Source organism: Pseudochelatococcus lubricantis (assembly GCF_042432495.1).
Lineage (GTDB): Bacteria > Pseudomonadota > Alphaproteobacteria > Rhizobiales > Beijerinckiaceae > Pseudochelatococcus > Pseudochelatococcus lubricantis.
Map to the genome: position 1 here is coordinate 782,900 of NZ_JBHLXC010000002.1, position 15,542 is coordinate 798,441.

Annotated in this window: 12 protein-coding genes and 1 pseudogene; 1 reads left to right on the plus strand and 12 read right to left on the minus strand. The window is 59.7% G+C overall.

Going from position 1 to position 15,542, the window contains the following annotated elements:
* Window positions 1-207 precede the first annotated feature (207 nt).
* Window positions 208-1,306: pseudogene (locus ACFFJ7_RS06460) on the minus strand (IS630 family transposase).
* A gap of 146 nt (window positions 1,307-1,452) precedes the next feature.
* Here ACFFJ7_RS06460 and ACFFJ7_RS06465 point away from each other — a divergent pair.
* Window positions 1,453-2,532 (plus strand): transposase, encoded by a 1,080-nt coding sequence (locus tag ACFFJ7_RS06465; RefSeq protein ID WP_377591267.1) that lies wholly within the window; start codon window positions 1,453-1,455, stop codon window positions 2,530-2,532.
* Between the two features lie 318 nt (window positions 2,533-2,850).
* Here the strand turns inward: ACFFJ7_RS06465 and terL are convergent, their stop codons facing one another.
* The 11 genes from terL to ACFFJ7_RS06520 form a co-directional block, all read right to left on the minus strand.
* A complete protein-coding gene (terL, locus tag ACFFJ7_RS06470) occupies window positions 2,851-4,242 on the minus strand; it encodes a phage terminase large subunit (RefSeq protein ID WP_377591269.1) in 1,392 nt (463 codons plus the stop codon).
* Between the two features lie 53 nt (window positions 4,243-4,295).
* Window positions 4,296-4,748, minus strand: a complete 453-nt coding sequence (locus ACFFJ7_RS06475) for a DUF5681 domain-containing protein (RefSeq protein WP_377591270.1) — start codon at window positions 4,746-4,748, stop codon at window positions 4,296-4,298.
* Window positions 4,741-6,231 carry a site-specific DNA-methyltransferase gene (locus ACFFJ7_RS06480; RefSeq protein WP_377591272.1) on the minus strand — a complete coding sequence of 497 codons (1,491 nt, stop codon included), beginning with the start codon at window positions 6,229-6,231 and terminating at the stop codon, window positions 4,741-4,743. Before ACFFJ7_RS06480 ends, ACFFJ7_RS06475 begins: the two co-directional genes overlap by 8 nt.
* A complete protein-coding gene (locus tag ACFFJ7_RS06485) occupies window positions 6,143-6,802 on the minus strand; it encodes a hypothetical protein (RefSeq protein ID WP_377591274.1) in 660 nt (219 codons plus the stop codon). Before ACFFJ7_RS06485 ends, ACFFJ7_RS06480 begins: the two co-directional genes overlap by 89 nt.
* Window positions 6,803-7,378: 576 nt before the next feature.
* Window positions 7,379-8,517 (minus strand): IS3 family transposase gene (locus ACFFJ7_RS06490; RefSeq protein WP_377591276.1). Its coding sequence is split into 2 segments (ribosomal slippage): window positions 7,379-8,262 and window positions 8,262-8,517, totalling 1,140 coding nucleotides; the frame shifts between segments, so codons are not numbered across the junction.
* A 292-nt stretch (window positions 8,518-8,809) separates the two neighbouring features.
* The gene (locus ACFFJ7_RS06495) at window positions 8,810-10,240 is read right to left on the minus strand and encodes a hypothetical protein (RefSeq protein WP_377591278.1); all 1,431 of its coding nucleotides are present in this window, start codon (window positions 10,238-10,240) and stop codon (window positions 8,810-8,812) included.
* Window positions 10,240-11,580 (minus strand): KGGVGR-motif variant AAA ATPase, encoded by a 1,341-nt coding sequence (locus ACFFJ7_RS06500; protein WP_377591280.1) that lies wholly within the window; start codon window positions 11,578-11,580, stop codon window positions 10,240-10,242. The genes ACFFJ7_RS06495 and ACFFJ7_RS06500 overlap by 1 nt, the downstream gene beginning before the upstream one ends.
* Entirely contained in the window at window positions 11,580-12,005 is a 426-nt protein-coding gene (locus ACFFJ7_RS06505; protein WP_377591282.1) for a hypothetical protein, read from the minus strand. Before ACFFJ7_RS06505 ends, ACFFJ7_RS06500 begins: the two co-directional genes overlap by 1 nt.
* A gap of 1,251 nt (window positions 12,006-13,256) precedes the next feature.
* Complete coding sequence (locus tag ACFFJ7_RS06510; RefSeq protein ID WP_377591284.1) at window positions 13,257-14,294, minus strand: recombinase family protein; 1,038 nt, start codon at window positions 14,292-14,294, stop codon at window positions 13,257-13,259.
* A gap of 30 nt (window positions 14,295-14,324) precedes the next feature.
* Window positions 14,325-15,032, minus strand: coding sequence for a recombinase family protein (locus ACFFJ7_RS06515; protein WP_377591286.1), 708 nt, complete (start codon window positions 15,030-15,032; stop codon window positions 14,325-14,327).
* Window positions 15,029-15,538, minus strand: a complete 510-nt coding sequence (locus tag ACFFJ7_RS06520) for a DUF2924 domain-containing protein (RefSeq protein ID WP_377591288.1) — start codon at window positions 15,536-15,538, stop codon at window positions 15,029-15,031. The genes ACFFJ7_RS06515 and ACFFJ7_RS06520 overlap by 4 nt, the downstream gene beginning before the upstream one ends.
* Window positions 15,539-15,542: the final 4 nt, after the last annotated feature.

Below are 15,542 nucleotides of genomic sequence, written 5' to 3' on the forward strand. Positions count from 1 at the left end.
AGCAGCTGTTAGATCAGAACCATGTCGGGTAGTACCAGCGCGATCCGCACGCATATGTCCCGCCTCCTTGATCACATTCAGGCTTCTGCCCCTGACAAATCTCACTCCCTAGTGAAGTCAGGATCGGCGCCGCCCCTGATCCTCTCGCACTGGCAGTATTGACATTATAAATCAATATATTATACCAATTCTCATTGATCTGAACCTCTATATCCACTGCCGCATTCCGATAGTCATGATGCGCGACGGTTGGTCGATGAGTTTGTTCCATGCGTAGCAGCAGTGATCGATGATATCGACGTAGGAGTAGAAGACCCGGTTTGACAGCCAGTTGTCGCGCATGAACTGCCAGACATTTTCCTGCGGGTTGAGTTCGGGGGCACTTGGCCTGCAGGTGCAAGAGGGTGATGTTCGGCGGGATGATCAGCCGGCTCGACAGATGCCAGCCGGCCTGATCGAGCAGGAGGATGGCGTGCCTGCCCGGCGCGACCTGGGTGGCGATCCCGGCCAGATGCGGGCTCATCGCCGGGGTGTCGCAGACGGGCAGGACGAGAGCGGCGCCTTTGCCGTCCTTCGCACAGATCGCGCCGAAGATGCAGGTCGAGGCCGTGCGCTGGTCGTGCGGCGCCGACGGTCTGGTTCCGCGCCTGGCCCAGTGTCGCGTGATCTTGTTCTTCTGACCGATACGCGCCTCGTCAGCGAACCAGATTTCCACATCGGCGGGGTCGAGGCCTTTATCTCTGGCGACCTCTGCTACACGGTCGGGAAAGCTTTTTTAAAATCCTCGATCGCCTCTTCGGCCTGCGCGTGATGGCGCGGCCGGGCGGAAAGCGCTCAATGAAAGAATCGCAGAGCATTTTACGATCATGACCGATCGAAAAATGCTTTAGCCCATGGCCCGCAGTTCCCGGCTCAGCGTCGGCCTGGAAACGGATACCCTGAACTCGTCGTGAAGCCATTGGCACAGATCGATGATCCGCCAGCGCACGACGCCATGGATCGCCGGCGTCGGCCCACTGTCGATGATCGCGGCCAGCGCCTTGCGATGCTCGTCGTCGAGCCGAGACGGTTGGCCCGGCGCCTTGCGGTCGATCAGTCCATCAGGACCGAGCGCGTTGAACTTCAAGACCCAGCCGCGAACGATCTGCACTGTCACGCCGCCGATCCGCGCGGCTTCGCCCCGGCGCGCGCCCTCGTAAATCGCCGCCAAAGCCAGCAGCCGCCGGGCTTGCGGTCCGTCCTTGGGCCGCCTCGCAACGGCCCGGATCATCGGCGCATCAAAATCAGCCCGAAGAGGAATCGGCATCGCAAACCTCATGCGTTCTCACAAATGAATCAGAAAAGCGCTGATCGGGGAAGACCAGAAGAGTCATGAGCTGGACGCCCGCATTAACCTCGCGCGGCTGATGATTTCATGATTCAATCTGGCCCTCATGATTTGGAGGCCGGACGATGGAACAGAGGTCGCTATTTGGGCTGTCGGAGCATCTTGAGCGGCTGAGCAAAATCGGCGACCCACTGGAGGTTCTGGAGGCGACGGTCGATTTCGAGTATTTCCGCGGCTGGCTGGTGGAAGGGTTGGGCTATGGCGACGGAGCCAAGGGCGGGCGCCCTCCCTTCGATCCGGTATCGATGTTCAAGGCCCTGATCCTTCAGGCCCAGCACAATCTGAGCGATGCCAAGATGGAGTTCATGATCCGGGACCGCCTGTCCTGGATGCGGTTCCTGGGCTTCGACCTTGGCGGGCCGACGCCGGATGAGAACACGATCCGGCTGTTCCGCAATAAATTGACGGAGACCGGGGCGCTGCAGCGGGTGATGAAGGCGTTCGACTGGCAATTGCAGAAGAAGGGCTACATCCCGATGTCGGGCCAGATCGTCGACGCATCCCTCGTGCCCGCGCCGAAGCAGCGGAACACGGATGCGGAGAAGGAGGCGATCAAAGCCGGCAAGACGGCGAACGAGATCTGGCCAAACGAACCGAACAAGGCGGCTCAGAAAGACACCGATGCGCGTTGGACGCTCAAGATTGGCGGCAAGATCCGGTATCGGCCGGACGGCACGCCGCTGCCTCAAATCGCACTGCCGGTCTTCGGCTACAAATCCCACATTGCCATCGACCGGCGCTTCGGCTTCATCCGGGAGGGGGCGGTGACCTCGGCCGCGCACGCCGATGGGCGGATGCTCCCCAAGTTGGTGAATACGGAGAATACCTCATCGGAGGTCTGGGCCGACAGCGCCTATCGCTCGCAGAAGAACGAGAAATGGCTGGCTTCAAAGATGCTGGTCAGCCGCATCCATCGTCGCAAGCCGGCGGGCAAGCCGATGCCGCAGAATATCGCGCGGGCCAATGCCGCGAAATCGTCGATCCGTGCCCATGTCGAACACGTCTTCGCCCACCAGAAGAACCGCTTCGGCCTGTTTATCCGCACCATCGGGCTGGCGCGGGCCGAAGCGAAACTCACCTTGGCCAATATCGCCTACAACTTCGACCGTCTCATCTTCCATGAACGGGCAAAAGCCAGGGGCTGAATCCGTCTGGCGTCGGGGAACCGGGCCCCAATATTCGGTCTCGGCGGCGCATTCCGACGGTCAAATGCGCCCTTCAACGGATCGGAAACCCAGCCTGCTGCGCTTCAAGTCCAATCGGCTGCTCGATCTGCGGGGTTAATACGGGTGTCCAGCTCCGAGACTTGGTATTATATGATATTGGAAGCGGTATTGACCGTGATTATTTAATTACAACAGAGTATTAGGCATTTCTTTCTTCTGTTCCGGTCTGTCAACTGAAAAGTTATTCTTTACTTAAACATGGCTTATGAGCCTTGGATATCACTGAGGTCCATCCCCTTATCCCACGCCATCAAGCGTATAGAACCCCCGCCTGCGCCAATTGAGGAGCTGCGACAAGGCATCGGCCTGATCGTCGTGACGGCCGTCGGGAAACGCGAGGATCTCGTCCCGGAATTCATCGAGCCAGGAGGCGGCCGACGGCAGCAGCACCGCGCCGGCCTCGATGCGCGCCGAACAGGCAGACATCCTGACGACCTTGTCGGATTCCGGCTTGATCGCAATCGTGTGACAACGGTCACGCTTGAGGTCCTGAATCAGGCTCGTGCCGCTGCCCTTGTCCTCGATCAGAATGGTTTGCGCCTTCCAGCGCTCCCTGGCCCGCAAGATGCGATTCTTGAGGCTGGGATAGTCGAGCTTTTCCCGGATGACGTCGACGATGTAGACCGTGTCCTGAACGACAAGAGCGGTAATACCTACCGAATAATCGTTCAACTCACCCGCCTTCGAGGCCGTATCCCAGCTCTGTACCATCATCGCCGGCCACTTCGCCTCGGGCAAGGCGCTATATTGGCCGAACCAGGCCCATTTGATCATGTTGCCGCCGGCCGGCACCGGCGATTGCTGATATTGCGCGGAGAAGGCTGCCGAGCCCATATCGCGCTTCAGACGGCCGAGATCGGCAACAGTGTCGCGGCCAGGGTGAAGGACGTCGCCGGGCTTGATCAGGTGGAAGCGCCCGTAACCGATCGGGATACGGAGTTCTTCTTCGGCAATCGCCGGGAGATTGAGGTGAACCCAGCCGCTCTCCGCCAGAGTACCTTTGGCGAGCACATGGCCTGCGAGATCGTCGACATGCAGCCGCTGCATGATCAGGATGATGACGTCGCTTCTGCGGTCATCGAGCCGGGTCAGTAGCGTTTCGTCGAACCAGCGTTTGACGGAATCGCGGGCCGCCTGCGACTCGGCGTCCACCGCTTTCATCGGGTCGTCGATGATGATAATGCCGCCCCCGCGTCCCGTGAGCGGTCCTCCCACCGTGGTGGTCAGCCGGTAGCCGCCGTCCGTGGTGCGGACCTCGCGCTCCCTATCCTTCCCTGGGTCGATCCGGGTGTACGGAAACAGATCACGATACCAGTCGGCCTTCATCACCTTGCGGAAGGCATTGGCGTGCTCGACCGCGAGATCATTGCCGTAGCTCACCGTGATGATCCTCCGGCCGGGCTCATGTCCGAGAACCCACGCCGGAAAGGCGACGGATGCGGAATGCGACTTCAGGCTGCGGGGCGGGACCGTGATCAGCAATCGCTTGATGCGGCCATGCATCACCTTCGACAGGTGCCAGGCAAAGGCATCGATATGCCAATTATGCAGATAGGGCAGGGCGGGATAAAGCTCCCGGAACGATTTTTCGATGAAGGCGCCCAGGTTCTGTCGCAGGATCACCTGCATATCGTGATAGGTGAGTTCCGGCGGATCACCCGCGACTTGCAAATGCGCTTGCCTCATTCGCCGCCCTCCGGAAGCACGCCGTTGGGGAACAACCGCTGCATGATCGCTCGATCCGATTCGTTGAGCTGCTTGCGGGCGTCGTCATTCGGGGCGTTCGGTTCTCGCTCCATATGGCCGAGGTCCCTTAGAATACCGAAAAGTGCCGTTGTTGCCCTGGCATCACCCTTGAGGGCCTTGTTGGTCAGCTGACGAAACCAGGCCTCCTTCCGGGTGATCTTCTTCTCCCGGTCTCCTTCCCGGACGACGATCTTCTCATCCAGAATCTCCTGCAGGAGCGTGCCCGTGTTCCTGGTGCCTCTTTTACGGCCCTTCGGGTTTCCGGATTGGCCGGGCTTGAAGCGGCTGTGGCGTGGCGGCCTGCCGTAACCTACCTCATAGGCCGGCGCCGGCGAGGCAGCCTCCGCTTCCAGCCCCTCGACATTGTCTTCCACGGGGTGATCATTCATGGGAAATGAGTCTCTCGCCGTTCGAGCCTGGTGTCGGAGCCGCCGTATCCGGCAATTCGTCAGGAATCTGATGCTGAAGCCGCTCCGCCGCGCGCCGGGCACGCACGGCCGCAAACGTCTCGCCCGTCGCCGCCAGCACGGCGTCATCCTTCGCAAACTGTTGCCAGCGAAGGATCGCCGTATCGCAATAATGAGGATCGATCTCCATTGCCCGCGCGCGGCGCCCGACCTTCTGGGCGGCGATCAGGATCGTGCCGGAGCCGCAGAAGGGGTCGAGCACGATGCCGCCCCGGCTCGAGCAGTCCTTCATCGCATCGGCCACCATCGCGACCGGCTTGACCGTGGGGTGAAGGGCAAGCTCCTCCCTCGCGGTTCTGCCACCCGAGCTGATGCCGCGATAATTCCAGATATTGGTCCGGTAGCGACCCTTCTGGCCGAGCTCGAAGGAATTGATATGCGGCGCGGTGCCCGCCTTCCAGGCAAAAATCAGCTCATGCCGGGAACGGTAGAAACTCCCCATACCGCCGTTGTCCTTCACCCACACGATCAGGTTCTTGAGGTCGGAATAATGCGCCTCGCCCGCCCGCTGCATTTCCATGAGGTGGCGCCAGTCCATACAGAGGAAGTGGATCGAGCCGTCCACGCTGAAGGAGGCCAGGTGGCCGATGACCGTGGACAGGAAGGCGGTGAAGCCGTCCCGCGACATTTCCCCTGAGGCCATGGCGAACTCACGGTGGCGGATTTTTCCCGCCCCGCCGACATGGCCGTCGATCGGGACGTTGTAGGGCGGATCAGTGAACACCATCTGCGCCCGCTCGATCCGGTCGCCCGCCGTCATCAGTAGCCGATAGCTGTCGGCCTCCTGCGCATCGCCGCAGACAAGTCGGTGATCGCCGAGCAGCCAGACATCACCCGCCTCGGTCGTCGCCACGGCGCCGCTGTCGATGGCCGGCACACGATCATCCCGCGGATCAGAGTCGTCGCGGGTGCCGCCGATGTCGATGAGATCGTCGATCTCGGATATCGAAAAGCCGGTGAGGCCGATGTCGATCTCCGGCGCCTGCTCGATGAGAAACTGCAGCTCGATGGCCAGAATTTCCTCGTCCCAGCCGGCATTGAGGGCGAGTTTGTTGTCCGCCAGGATGTAGGCGCGCTTCTCGGCCTCCGACAGCGATGCGATCAGCCGGCACGGCACTTGATCCATGCCGAGGAGTTTCGCCGCCTCGACGCGGCCATGCCCTGCCAGGATGCGGTCATGCTCGTCGATCAGCACGGGATTGGTGAAGCCGAACTTTTTGATGCTGTCGGCGATCTGACGGATCTGCTTTTTCGAATGCGTCCGCGCATTGCGGGGATAAGGCGTCAGGTCCCGGATACCCTTGTTCAGGAGCCGTTCAGCGTCCATCGTCATGGACCTCCCGCTGAACGGCTGCGCTGACATGATCTTGCTTTGAGTTCCCGTTGCCCGCGCTCGCGTCGGCATGGGTCTTCAACCTGTCGGCCTGTGCAAGGCAAAGCTCGGCGAACCGCCGGAGGAATGCCTCGTCGGGTTCCAGTCCGGTCGCCGACCAGCCGGCATAAGCCTGCTTGAACAATTCCTCGGCGTGAAGCGGACCAATCGCGCTGTGGCGGACGATCTCGTCCCAGAGGGTGACGATGCCCAACGATAGGGGATCGGCAGGCATGCCATCCTGGCCATATCTCCGGAGAACGGCTTGGCCGATCGACGAGGCGGCGAAGGTGTCGACAACGCGGGAGAATTCAGGCGAAGCCTTCTCGAGCTGATCAGCGTCGAACAGCCATCGCTGCGCAAAGGCGTCACGGCGTGCCTCTTCCAAATATTGTTCGCCATGCTGTTGCCACTGGCGCTGCAGACGGCGGAGCACCGCGGGAAACTCCGGATCGTCCTCATCGAGCAGTGAGCGGAAGGCTCCTGTTGCGTTCGGCGACAGGCCGAAAATCAGGTTCCGCACTGCTTGCCGCAGCAGGCGCTGGTCGTGTTCGCGATTCGGTGCCGTGCCCATTGGGCGGCCGCGTTTCCTGGGAATCGTCATGGCCTCGATCCATCTTGGTCATCCGGGAACAAGATGGATTAATTAATGACGTATCGCAACGTCATTAATTAAATGCAATTGTGTCACTGTCTCCTAATGTCGCCTGAATCTTGTTTTTTATTCTGAAAATTCAACTCATTAGAGGATTCGGAGACTCCGACGCTCACTGTGAATGCCGATGACGATTGGCTTGTTACAAGCCTTGTCGAGAATGGCGCTCAGCGTAAACATTGTGCGATCGATTCGCTGCAGGATATCGATGCGATGAAGCAGCGAGAATAACCTGGCGATACCGATCCGTAAGGTCTGTTAGTTAGCTTCGAACGCAAAAGGGCGGGATGCAGTCATTCGCGGCAAATGCGAATACAGTAACTATCTTGCAGGAAGGTGACGTTCGAATCCCGCATGTCCCGCCATTTTTCGTCGATGGTTCGCTATTGTCGCTGCTCTCCGCATCCCAGCAAGCGACATGGTAAATCGCCGATTCTATGCTAAAGTTTAATGTCGTGGGCGAGAGAGGTGGTTCGATTTGTTTGAACAGGTTCCGGGCGTTTTCTAAGTGGTTTTCCGCCTTGGTTATGCCGCTGCCGCTTCGGGCATTGGCGGGGTGAAGTAGGCCTGATGTGGGGTTTTCCCGTCAAGCGATGAATGCGGGCGGCGGCTGTTGTAGAAGTTCAGATATCGACCTATTCCGGCGCGAGCCTCGGACACGCTGGCATAGGCCCGCAGGTAAACCTCCTCGTATTTGATGGTCCGCCACAGGCGTTCGACGAAGACGTTGTCACGCCAGGCCCCCTTGCCATCCATGCTGATCTTGATTTCGCGCACCGCCAGCACCTTGATGAAGTCTGTCGAGGTGAACTGGCTGCCCTGGTCCGTGTTGAAGATCTCGGGCGTGCCATGTCGCGCCAGCGCCTCTTCCACAGCTTCTATGCAAAAATCGGCTTCCAGCGTGATAGACACCCGCCATGCCAGAACGCGCCGCGTGAACCAGTCCAGCACGGCGGCCAGATAGATGAACCCACGGGCCATGGGGATGTAGGTGATGTCCATTGCCCAGACCTGATTGGGCCGGGTGATGGGCAGCTTCCTGAGCAGATAGGGGTAGACTTTGTGCCCCGGCGCCGGTTTCGAGGTGTTCGGCCGACGGTAAAGCGCCTCGATCCCCATGCGTTTCATCAGCGTGGCAACGTGCCGCCGTCCAACCTTGAACCCTTCCTGGACCATCAGCCCCTGCAACATCCGGCTGCCCGCGAACGGGAATTCCATGTGCAGCTTGTCGATCCGGTGCATCAGCTTCAGATCGGCATCTGACACAGGGCGAGGCTTGTAATAGAAGGCCCCCCGGCTGATACCCAGCACAACCGCCTGACGGCTGACGCTCAGCCTGGCTGTGGGATCGATCATCTTTTTGCGCTTGGCAACAGACCCGCCTTGCCGAGCGCGCCGGACAAAAAATCGTTCTCCAGCGTCAGTTCCCCGATCTTCGCATGCAGGGCCTTCACATCGATCACCGGTTCCGGTTCAGTCTTCGGGGCTTCCCCGAACACTCCGGTCGCGCCCTCGAGCAGCTGGTCACGCCACTGCTTGATCTGGTTCGGATGAACATCAAAATCCTGCGCCAGTTCGATCAGCGTCTTCTCGCCCTTGATCGCAGCCACCCCCACTTTTGCCTTAAATGCCGGGCTATGGTTCCGGCGCGGTCGTCTCGTCATGGTCTTCTCCTCGCTCGCAGCATCATGCTGCTGTTGCGCGGAAAATCCACTTATCCCGGATGTTCAGTTTTCCGGAACCACCTCTGAATCACGATTGCATCGTCGACGCAATTTGCAAGGTTGCACCGGAAAACACCGCGCGATCTTGCAAACAACAATATTTCAGGCGGCAGGATAAGCGCAATAATTCAAGGGGTTGGGAATTCTTCACGGGCGACTCACTCATGCGCAACATAACAAGCCTCTGATCAGCCTGCGCTGATCAGACGGTTAGGCGAGCTGGGCGCGAGCCTTAGCTCTGCCGCTTGGGAACGGCGACCCCACCTTTGCGCAGGATCTCGGCCTCAACACGGAAGATGTCGGGCACGTTGACCTTTCCGTTGGACCGCTCCTCCATTACCCCGACATCGCGCATCGCCGACAACAGGGCGGCCAGATCATCACCCTCAAGGAATTTCACCGGCATGGACTTCGGGTCGGAAGAACCGCCGTCTCGGATAGCCTTGACCACGTCCGCCTCCTGCCAGAACTCGAAAAGACGCTCGCGTTCCAGCGGAACAAACTGCCGACGCAGCGCCTCAAGCGCCGGCTTAATCCAAGGGTAGTCCTCGTAAAGCTCCACTAGGCGGCTGCTAGATGCTGAACGCACACCATCCGAGAGTCCCAGATGATCAACAGAGCGGTCTGTAGGCGCGGGCCTGTGCTCGGCGGCCTTTTTCCATGCAATCAGGAAACTGCGCGGGGAACAGGTATCTGCAGCATCGCTCAAGTGGAGGGGCACCCAAGTGTAGACCCGACCCCGCTTCTTATTGCTTCCCATAAACTCGCCCGCAATCACCTTTATAATCTGCTCCTGATCGCCGGCTTGCGACCATCCTCTTGAGCTTCGGTGGGGTAGTTTCTCATTCTGGGCAATCAGATCCAGTTGCGCCTGTGATGAGGGGTTGCGGATCAGTTCGAATAGGAGCAATCCATAGAGCTCGTTCGGGCGCCATATTAAGTTTACATGATCGTTGCGGATCTTAGAACTGTCGGGAAAGCGGAACAGGTCATGATCCGCAAATTGATCGACGCGCATAAAAATCTTCGTGCGTATGGCACGGAAGGACTGCAATCCAACCGCCAACGCGAGCAGCGCTCGGGTGAGCTTGCGGATATCATTCCAATCGCGACCAAGCCGATCAAGCGCATCGAATACAATCAGAAGATTCCTGTTGCTTTGCAAAAAAGTGTCATCCGCTATCGACAATTCGCGAGAGTAGAGCATCGGATCGCTCTTGAGCCGTTCTATAATTCGGTTCAGCGATTCGCATGGGACGGTTCGCTGAACGATACGGACTAGTACCGCCCGCCATATCAGATCTGGGGTGATTCGACGGTCAAGGAGAGCAGCAATCTCATCGATCGTTGGGGCTGTTGGACTTGTCTTTGCCGAACCATTGAAGCCGATGACGACATCGGACTGCTTTAGAATGCGGTGACCGTATTCTTCGGCGACTCTATCTCGCACCGTTTGGTTTGTCAGCGCATGGGTCCAAAAGCTTTTCCCCATTCCGCGATTGCCGACCACAAGCTGGCGACGCAGGTCAAGCACACCGCGATGACCTTCCGGAAAGAATGCCTTATCCAAAGCGATGGATTCGTTGGGCTGAATATTCGGTGACGGATCGAATTCAGCCATTGCTGCACGTATCACAGAAAAGTCGGGGCTTGCATAAGTCATTATTGTAAGCCCTCCTCTGCCCTAGTCAGATTTATTGCGGACCAGAGTTCAGATAGGAACGGGCGGAATGTCTGTTCGTAGAAGGACTGGGTCAATTGCCCCGGGGTGCGGCTCGGATCGAAATCGATGAAAGCTGAATTGAACGGAACAATCAGTGGCCAATGCGGGGCAGTCTTGTCATCTCGCACAAAACGTAGGAATTCTGCCGAAGCATCGTCTGGTTCCTCGGCATCGTAAATATGTGCCGAATAGAGTTCGAACATCTCGTCGATGAAGAACTGTTCCGCCACGTCATTGCCGGCGCTGGCCTTGGCGTAGACCGGTCGGAGCATAGTGCGCCATTCGGTGTCCCTATTCTGCGCCCGATCGCGCTGTGCTAGCAATTGAAGCGCTGCAAAAAGTGCCCGGTAACCTTCAACCGTCTGCTTCTGGGCTGTACCAAAAAGCAGGACCGTCGCACCCAGTCCCAGAACTGCTGGCGCTGCCAGTTCGGCCAAACCCGCGCGACTGTCGATCAGGACGACGTCATATTGTTCGCTCTTGGTGGTCGCCGAGATCATCATTGAAATCTGCTTGGCGACCGATATGGAACTCCCGTCGACGACATCCTCTATCATCGCTCTCGCCAGCTTGGGCAATATGTTCTCGGGATGGCTTAGCGAACGGCGGCCAAGCGCCGGAAAGACGTCGACCCGTCCTCCATCGGCGGATGTCAGTTCGCTTGTACCAATATAGTGGTGCATATCGGCATCGGGCACGCCCCCTAGGCCATTCTCGACCAAATAGTCGATGACACCCAGTTCCGGGATGCGGCTGGAATCCAGCAGAAGATCGCCAAGACCCGGCGCCTCTAGGTCGAGGTCCACGACCAGTACGTTGCGATTAGCCCGCGCAAGATCAGCCGCTGCAACAGCAAGCGCCGTCGAGCGTCCGACACCGCCCTTCAGCGCGGCGAATACCACCCTCGGCGGAGAGACTGGCCCGGTCGCCGGTGCATCAAGCCAGCCTGCGCCGACGACGCGGCGATCCACGAGACGGCAGAACGTCTCGCCGATCTGCACCGGCAGCGCGAGGGGCTCAGAAAGCAGGGTTTCAGCTCCGCCGTCCCCACGAAATCTGACTGGGCGATCGCTGCGCGCGTAGACGCCGAGAGCTTCGATCACCGCGTGGCCAAGCTCGCCGCGCTCATTCTCATCCCTTGGCGTACGATCTGCCACGAAGCCGAGACGCCCCGATGAGTCCCGCAGCACGATACCAGCTTCGACAAAATCGGAACCCGCCAGCCTAGCCAATGTGGCGACCAACAGGGACAACGCATCGTCAAACATGATACCGGTCATCAGATCGCATCCATCCGAGCCACGAGGTCATTCGCGCTTCTCCGCCAGGCATCTATACGAGCATCCAGGATTTCGGCGGTTGGCGCATAACGCATGTCGGTGTTCCAGTGCTGAAAGAGCGACGCATCCTCAGCAATTACTCGCAGTTCCCCTGACCGCCTGCCATGAATCGTGTCGCGCAAGCTGGTCTTCAGCGACTCGAAATGAGCATAGAATGGATCATCCCGGCGTTGATTTTCTGCCATTGGCTTCATACCGCTATCGCGCATAATTTCCTTCACGGCCAATTCGCCACTGAGGCCGAACAGGTAACCAGCGACTGCACGGCATCCCGGCTGGGCACCCGCGGTGGCGGCCTCGTACAATTCGCGGGCAGCACGCAGGTGGCGGCGGGCAGATGTCGAAAAATCCGTACTGTACACCATGCTGCTTTCCTCGCGCTCGTGGCAAACTGTCTTGAGGATAGTATTAGCCGCTTAAGCGCAATTGGTCGAGGGCGCGAAGTCACCGACCCGGGAGGTGCGAGTCGCTACTTCGAGGCGTTGCCGCAATGCGGCGTGAACCGGACAGGAACGCCAGGAGAGGACCGAGGCATGAGCTCTTGATTGTCTGAGCGGGGGCGGATCTTTCCGGATAACCCTCGCCGTGCGGAGCGGAGGGAGAGCCGTCGTGTATATCATCCTTAGAGAGGCTGGCTGCGTCGGGTCGACAGTGACTCGCGCTTCTGGATCGTAGCGAGCCGGTCAGGTTGGTGACGCGCAAGGTACTCCGCGATGCGACGCTGGAGAGGGGCGGGGTCAGGATCGCCACGCCGTATGTCCGCGACACCGTCCTCCGGTTGTAAGCGCGGTTCCAGGCTGGCCGGCGTGTCTTCCTGCTCGCTACCCGGCTGACCCGCCCCTCGACATGGGTGTAAAGGAACGTTCGGGTCACGTCCCGCGTGCCCCAGGATATACGATCCGACAGGCCCGAAAGATCTTGGCGCCTATGCCGCCTACTAAGAACCCCTAACAAAACCTCGCGGGGTCGGCCGGCCGGGTCTTTTGGCCCCCTGCCATGTCGCCGATCCTCGCCGATGCAACCAGCATCGACTGCGTTCGGCTCCTCGCAGGATGACCAAAATCCCTCAGCCAGCCTCACCCCGGAGGTTTTGTTAGGAGTTCTAAAGCTGGTCAGATGAAACCCTTCCATGTTCATGCCGGCCAGCTCCCTGCTGGCACGAGAAAATTCCCTGTTCGGACGTTCAGGGAAATTCGTCGTAACCAACTGAATTAGCGGATAAACTCACATCGAAAACAGCACTCGGAACCCGATTCAGTCGAAATTTCCCTGCTTTTTCCCGGAAAGCAGGGAAATCCCATACAGAGACCGGTACTCGCTGGACTACGCCCACCACCAGGCACCCCGCTCTTGCTGGGTTTTTCGTGTCCCGTTCCCAATGGATACGACATTTCCGCAGGTTAGCGGGGATAGTCTCTGTCCGAGTGGTTGCTGCGGGGGCTTTCTGCCCCGTTCCCGCCCTCTCTTCAGCCTTCGTCTCTGTCGAGCTATTTCCGTGACCACTTCACCTGCCGCATGATGCTGGCGGATCGCCTGGATGTGGCGGACTGTCCCGATGGATCGCTCTTGGATGCCGGGCCTCGGGCAAGCTGACTGATTCGGCCGATGCCCCTCGCTTACATTCCAAGCGCGTTGGCCTGTTCCGACCAGAGATACGGGACATCAACGGATCGTGCCAGCGCGCGGGCGGTGAGATCTGCCGGCTGCCGGCCGGTCAGAATAGCTTCGGTGATCGCCGGCGACAGGAAGGCGAGGGGCAGGACGCGGCTGATGTCGGCACGATAGACGCCAAGCTCACGCGCCAGTTCCACGATCGACGATACCGACCCGTCCGTGAGCCTTACAAGATAGAGATGGGCGCGTGCCAGCAGATCGATCAGCGACGCCTCGGGCTCCCGCGCGATTCCGTTGATGACGATGCGCGCCTCCAACCCCCGCCGCTTGATCGCGACCGGCCGATCGATCACGCATGGTTCCGCCGCATCTTCGGGTGTCGGATCTTGGGATAGTTGATCCCAACAGTCGACGGGTTCCCGACCCATCGACGCAAGCAGCTGGCGGACCAGCGCCTGTTTCCGGACCTCGAAGCTGATCTTTTGGGGTGAGAGGGTGATCTTCCGGAAAAGCTCATGGAGGATCTTTTTCCGTGGTTCGGAAACCGCATCCCCCTCCAAGGTGGCTGCCATTGCCGAAGCAGCCGACAGCGCCCCCTCCATGCGATCGGCGGGGACGGCGCGCTCCTGCAACCAGTCTGCGATCAGGGTTCGATCCTGCAAGAGCTCGCAGGCCTGCCTCCGGACAATCCCTTCGAGTTCGCCCGCCGCGATGCGCCAGCTTCCTTCCTTGCTGGACGGGTCATGCCGGAGACGACGGGAGACATAATAACGGTAGCGCTTGCCGTGATTGTAGGCGTGGGTCGGACCGAGGCGGTCGCCGGTCTCGTCGACCACGAGGCCGGTCAGCAGATGGATATCCGGGCTGTATGATCGGTACTTTCTGTTCCGGGACTTGTCCGCGAGCAGGGATTGCGCCGCCTCGAACACGGCAGGCTCGATGATCCCCTCATGTTCTCCCTCATAGACATCGCCATGATAGCGGGCCTTGCCGATATAGACCGGGTTCGACAGCAAGCGATGAAGCCGGCCCCGGCTCATGGGTGTGCGTTGCGGAGCGAGCTTGTCGCCCTAACCATCGACCTCCTTGGCGAGATCCACCGCCGATCCCAGTTCGAGATAGCGGCTAAACAGATGCCGCACCTTTTCCGACCCGGCCTCGTCGACGACCAGCTTGCGGTTCTCGACACGATAGCCGAGCGGCACCGTACCGCCCATCCAGATGCCCTTCCTGCGCGAGGCCGCGATCTTGTCGCGGATGCGCTCCGCCGTCACCTCGCGCTCGAACTGGGCGAAGGAAAGCAGGACGTTGAGCGTCAGCCGGCCCATGGACGTGGTGGTGTTGAACTGCTGGGTGACGGAAACGAATGAGACACCGCTCGCATCAAAAATCTCGACGATCCTGGCGAAATCTATCAGCGAGCGGGTGAGCCGGTCGATCTTGTAGACCACCACCACATCGATCTTGCCGTTCCGGATATCCTGCAGCAGGCGCTGCAGGGACGGCCGCTCCATGGTGCCGCCGGAGATGCCGCCATCGTCATAGCGGCCGGGAACCAGCTTCCAGCCGAGGCCGGATTGTGAGGCGATGAAGGCGGCACAGGCTTCATACTGGGCGTCGAGCGAGTTGAACTCCTGATCGAGCCCTTCCTCGCTCGATTTGCGGGTATAGATCGCGCAGCGCTGCCGGGGCTGCGACGAGCGGGGGGAGCCGTTTCCGTTGGTGTCATTCCTGCCGCCATTATTGGTGGAGCTCCTCGTTCTGCCATTCCTCCTCATATCCCGAAGAACCTCGGCCCGGACCAATGCGTGCCGGTGATCGCACGGGCGATCGCCGTCAGTGAACGATAGACCTTCGCCTCATGGACGAAGCCGTTCTCGATGACATCGACGACGTGGGTCTGGCCATTCCACTCGCGCAGCAACCGGGCACCGGGTCGCAGGATCTGGCGTTTCCGGGTGGGAGACGCTGATAAAATGATCGGCGGCGTATCGTCCGCAGCAGTACTGCCATCATCGATCGGGTCCGCTGCACCTGCCTGCTTGCCCCCGATTCTATCTTCAAGCTGCCTCATCGCCTCCTTCAAACGCCGCTTCGTCTCCGGCTTGAAACCACCGAGCCGCCTTGCCTGCAACTGCCATGTCGCCGAATAGATCAGGAGACCGTTGCGCACGCCGATGGGCGGCGGATGGCCATGAGCCTTGATCCAGCGGTTAACCAATTCCTCCCGCGGGAGCTCGCCGATAGCGGCGACCTCCTCGTCCAGTGCAAGAACCTTTCTCATGGCA

Bases quoted from the DNA above. Each gene is read 5' to 3' on its own strand.
- ACFFJ7_RS06480 (WP_377591272.1), bottom strand. From the start codon at position 6,231: ATGCCGACGCGAGCGCGGGCAACGGGAACTCAAAGCAAGATCATGTCA.
- ACFFJ7_RS06520 (WP_377591288.1), bottom strand. From the start codon at position 15,538: ATGAGAAAGGTTCTTGCACTGGACGAGGAGGTCGCCGCTATCGGCGAG.
- ACFFJ7_RS06505 (WP_377591282.1), bottom strand. From the start codon at position 12,005: ATGGTGTACAGTACGGATTTTTCGACATCTGCCCGCCGCCACCTGCGT.
- ACFFJ7_RS06485 (WP_377591274.1), bottom strand. From the start codon at position 6,802: ATGACGATTCCCAGGAAACGCGGCCGCCCAATGGGCACGGCACCGAAT.
- ACFFJ7_RS06465 (WP_377591267.1), top strand. From the start codon at position 1,453: ATGGAACAGAGGTCGCTATTTGGGCTGTCGGAGCATCTTGAGCGGCTG.
- ACFFJ7_RS06515 (WP_377591286.1), bottom strand. From the start codon at position 15,032: ATGAGGAGGAATGGCAGAACGAGGAGCTCCACCAATAATGGCGGCAGG.
- ACFFJ7_RS06475 (WP_377591270.1), bottom strand. From the start codon at position 4,748: ATGAATGATCACCCCGTGGAAGACAATGTCGAGGGGCTGGAAGCGGAG.
- ACFFJ7_RS06495 (WP_377591278.1), bottom strand. From the start codon at position 10,240: ATGACTTATGCAAGCCCCGACTTTTCTGTGATACGTGCAGCAATGGCT.
- ACFFJ7_RS06510 (WP_377591284.1), bottom strand. From the start codon at position 14,294: ATGAGCCGGGGCCGGCTTCATCGCTTGCTGTCGAACCCGGTCTATATC.
- ACFFJ7_RS06500 (WP_377591280.1), bottom strand. From the start codon at position 11,580: ATGACCGGTATCATGTTTGACGATGCGTTGTCCCTGTTGGTCGCCACA.
- terL (WP_377591269.1), bottom strand. From the start codon at position 4,242: ATGCAGGTGATCCTGCGACAGAACCTGGGCGCCTTCATCGAAAAATCG.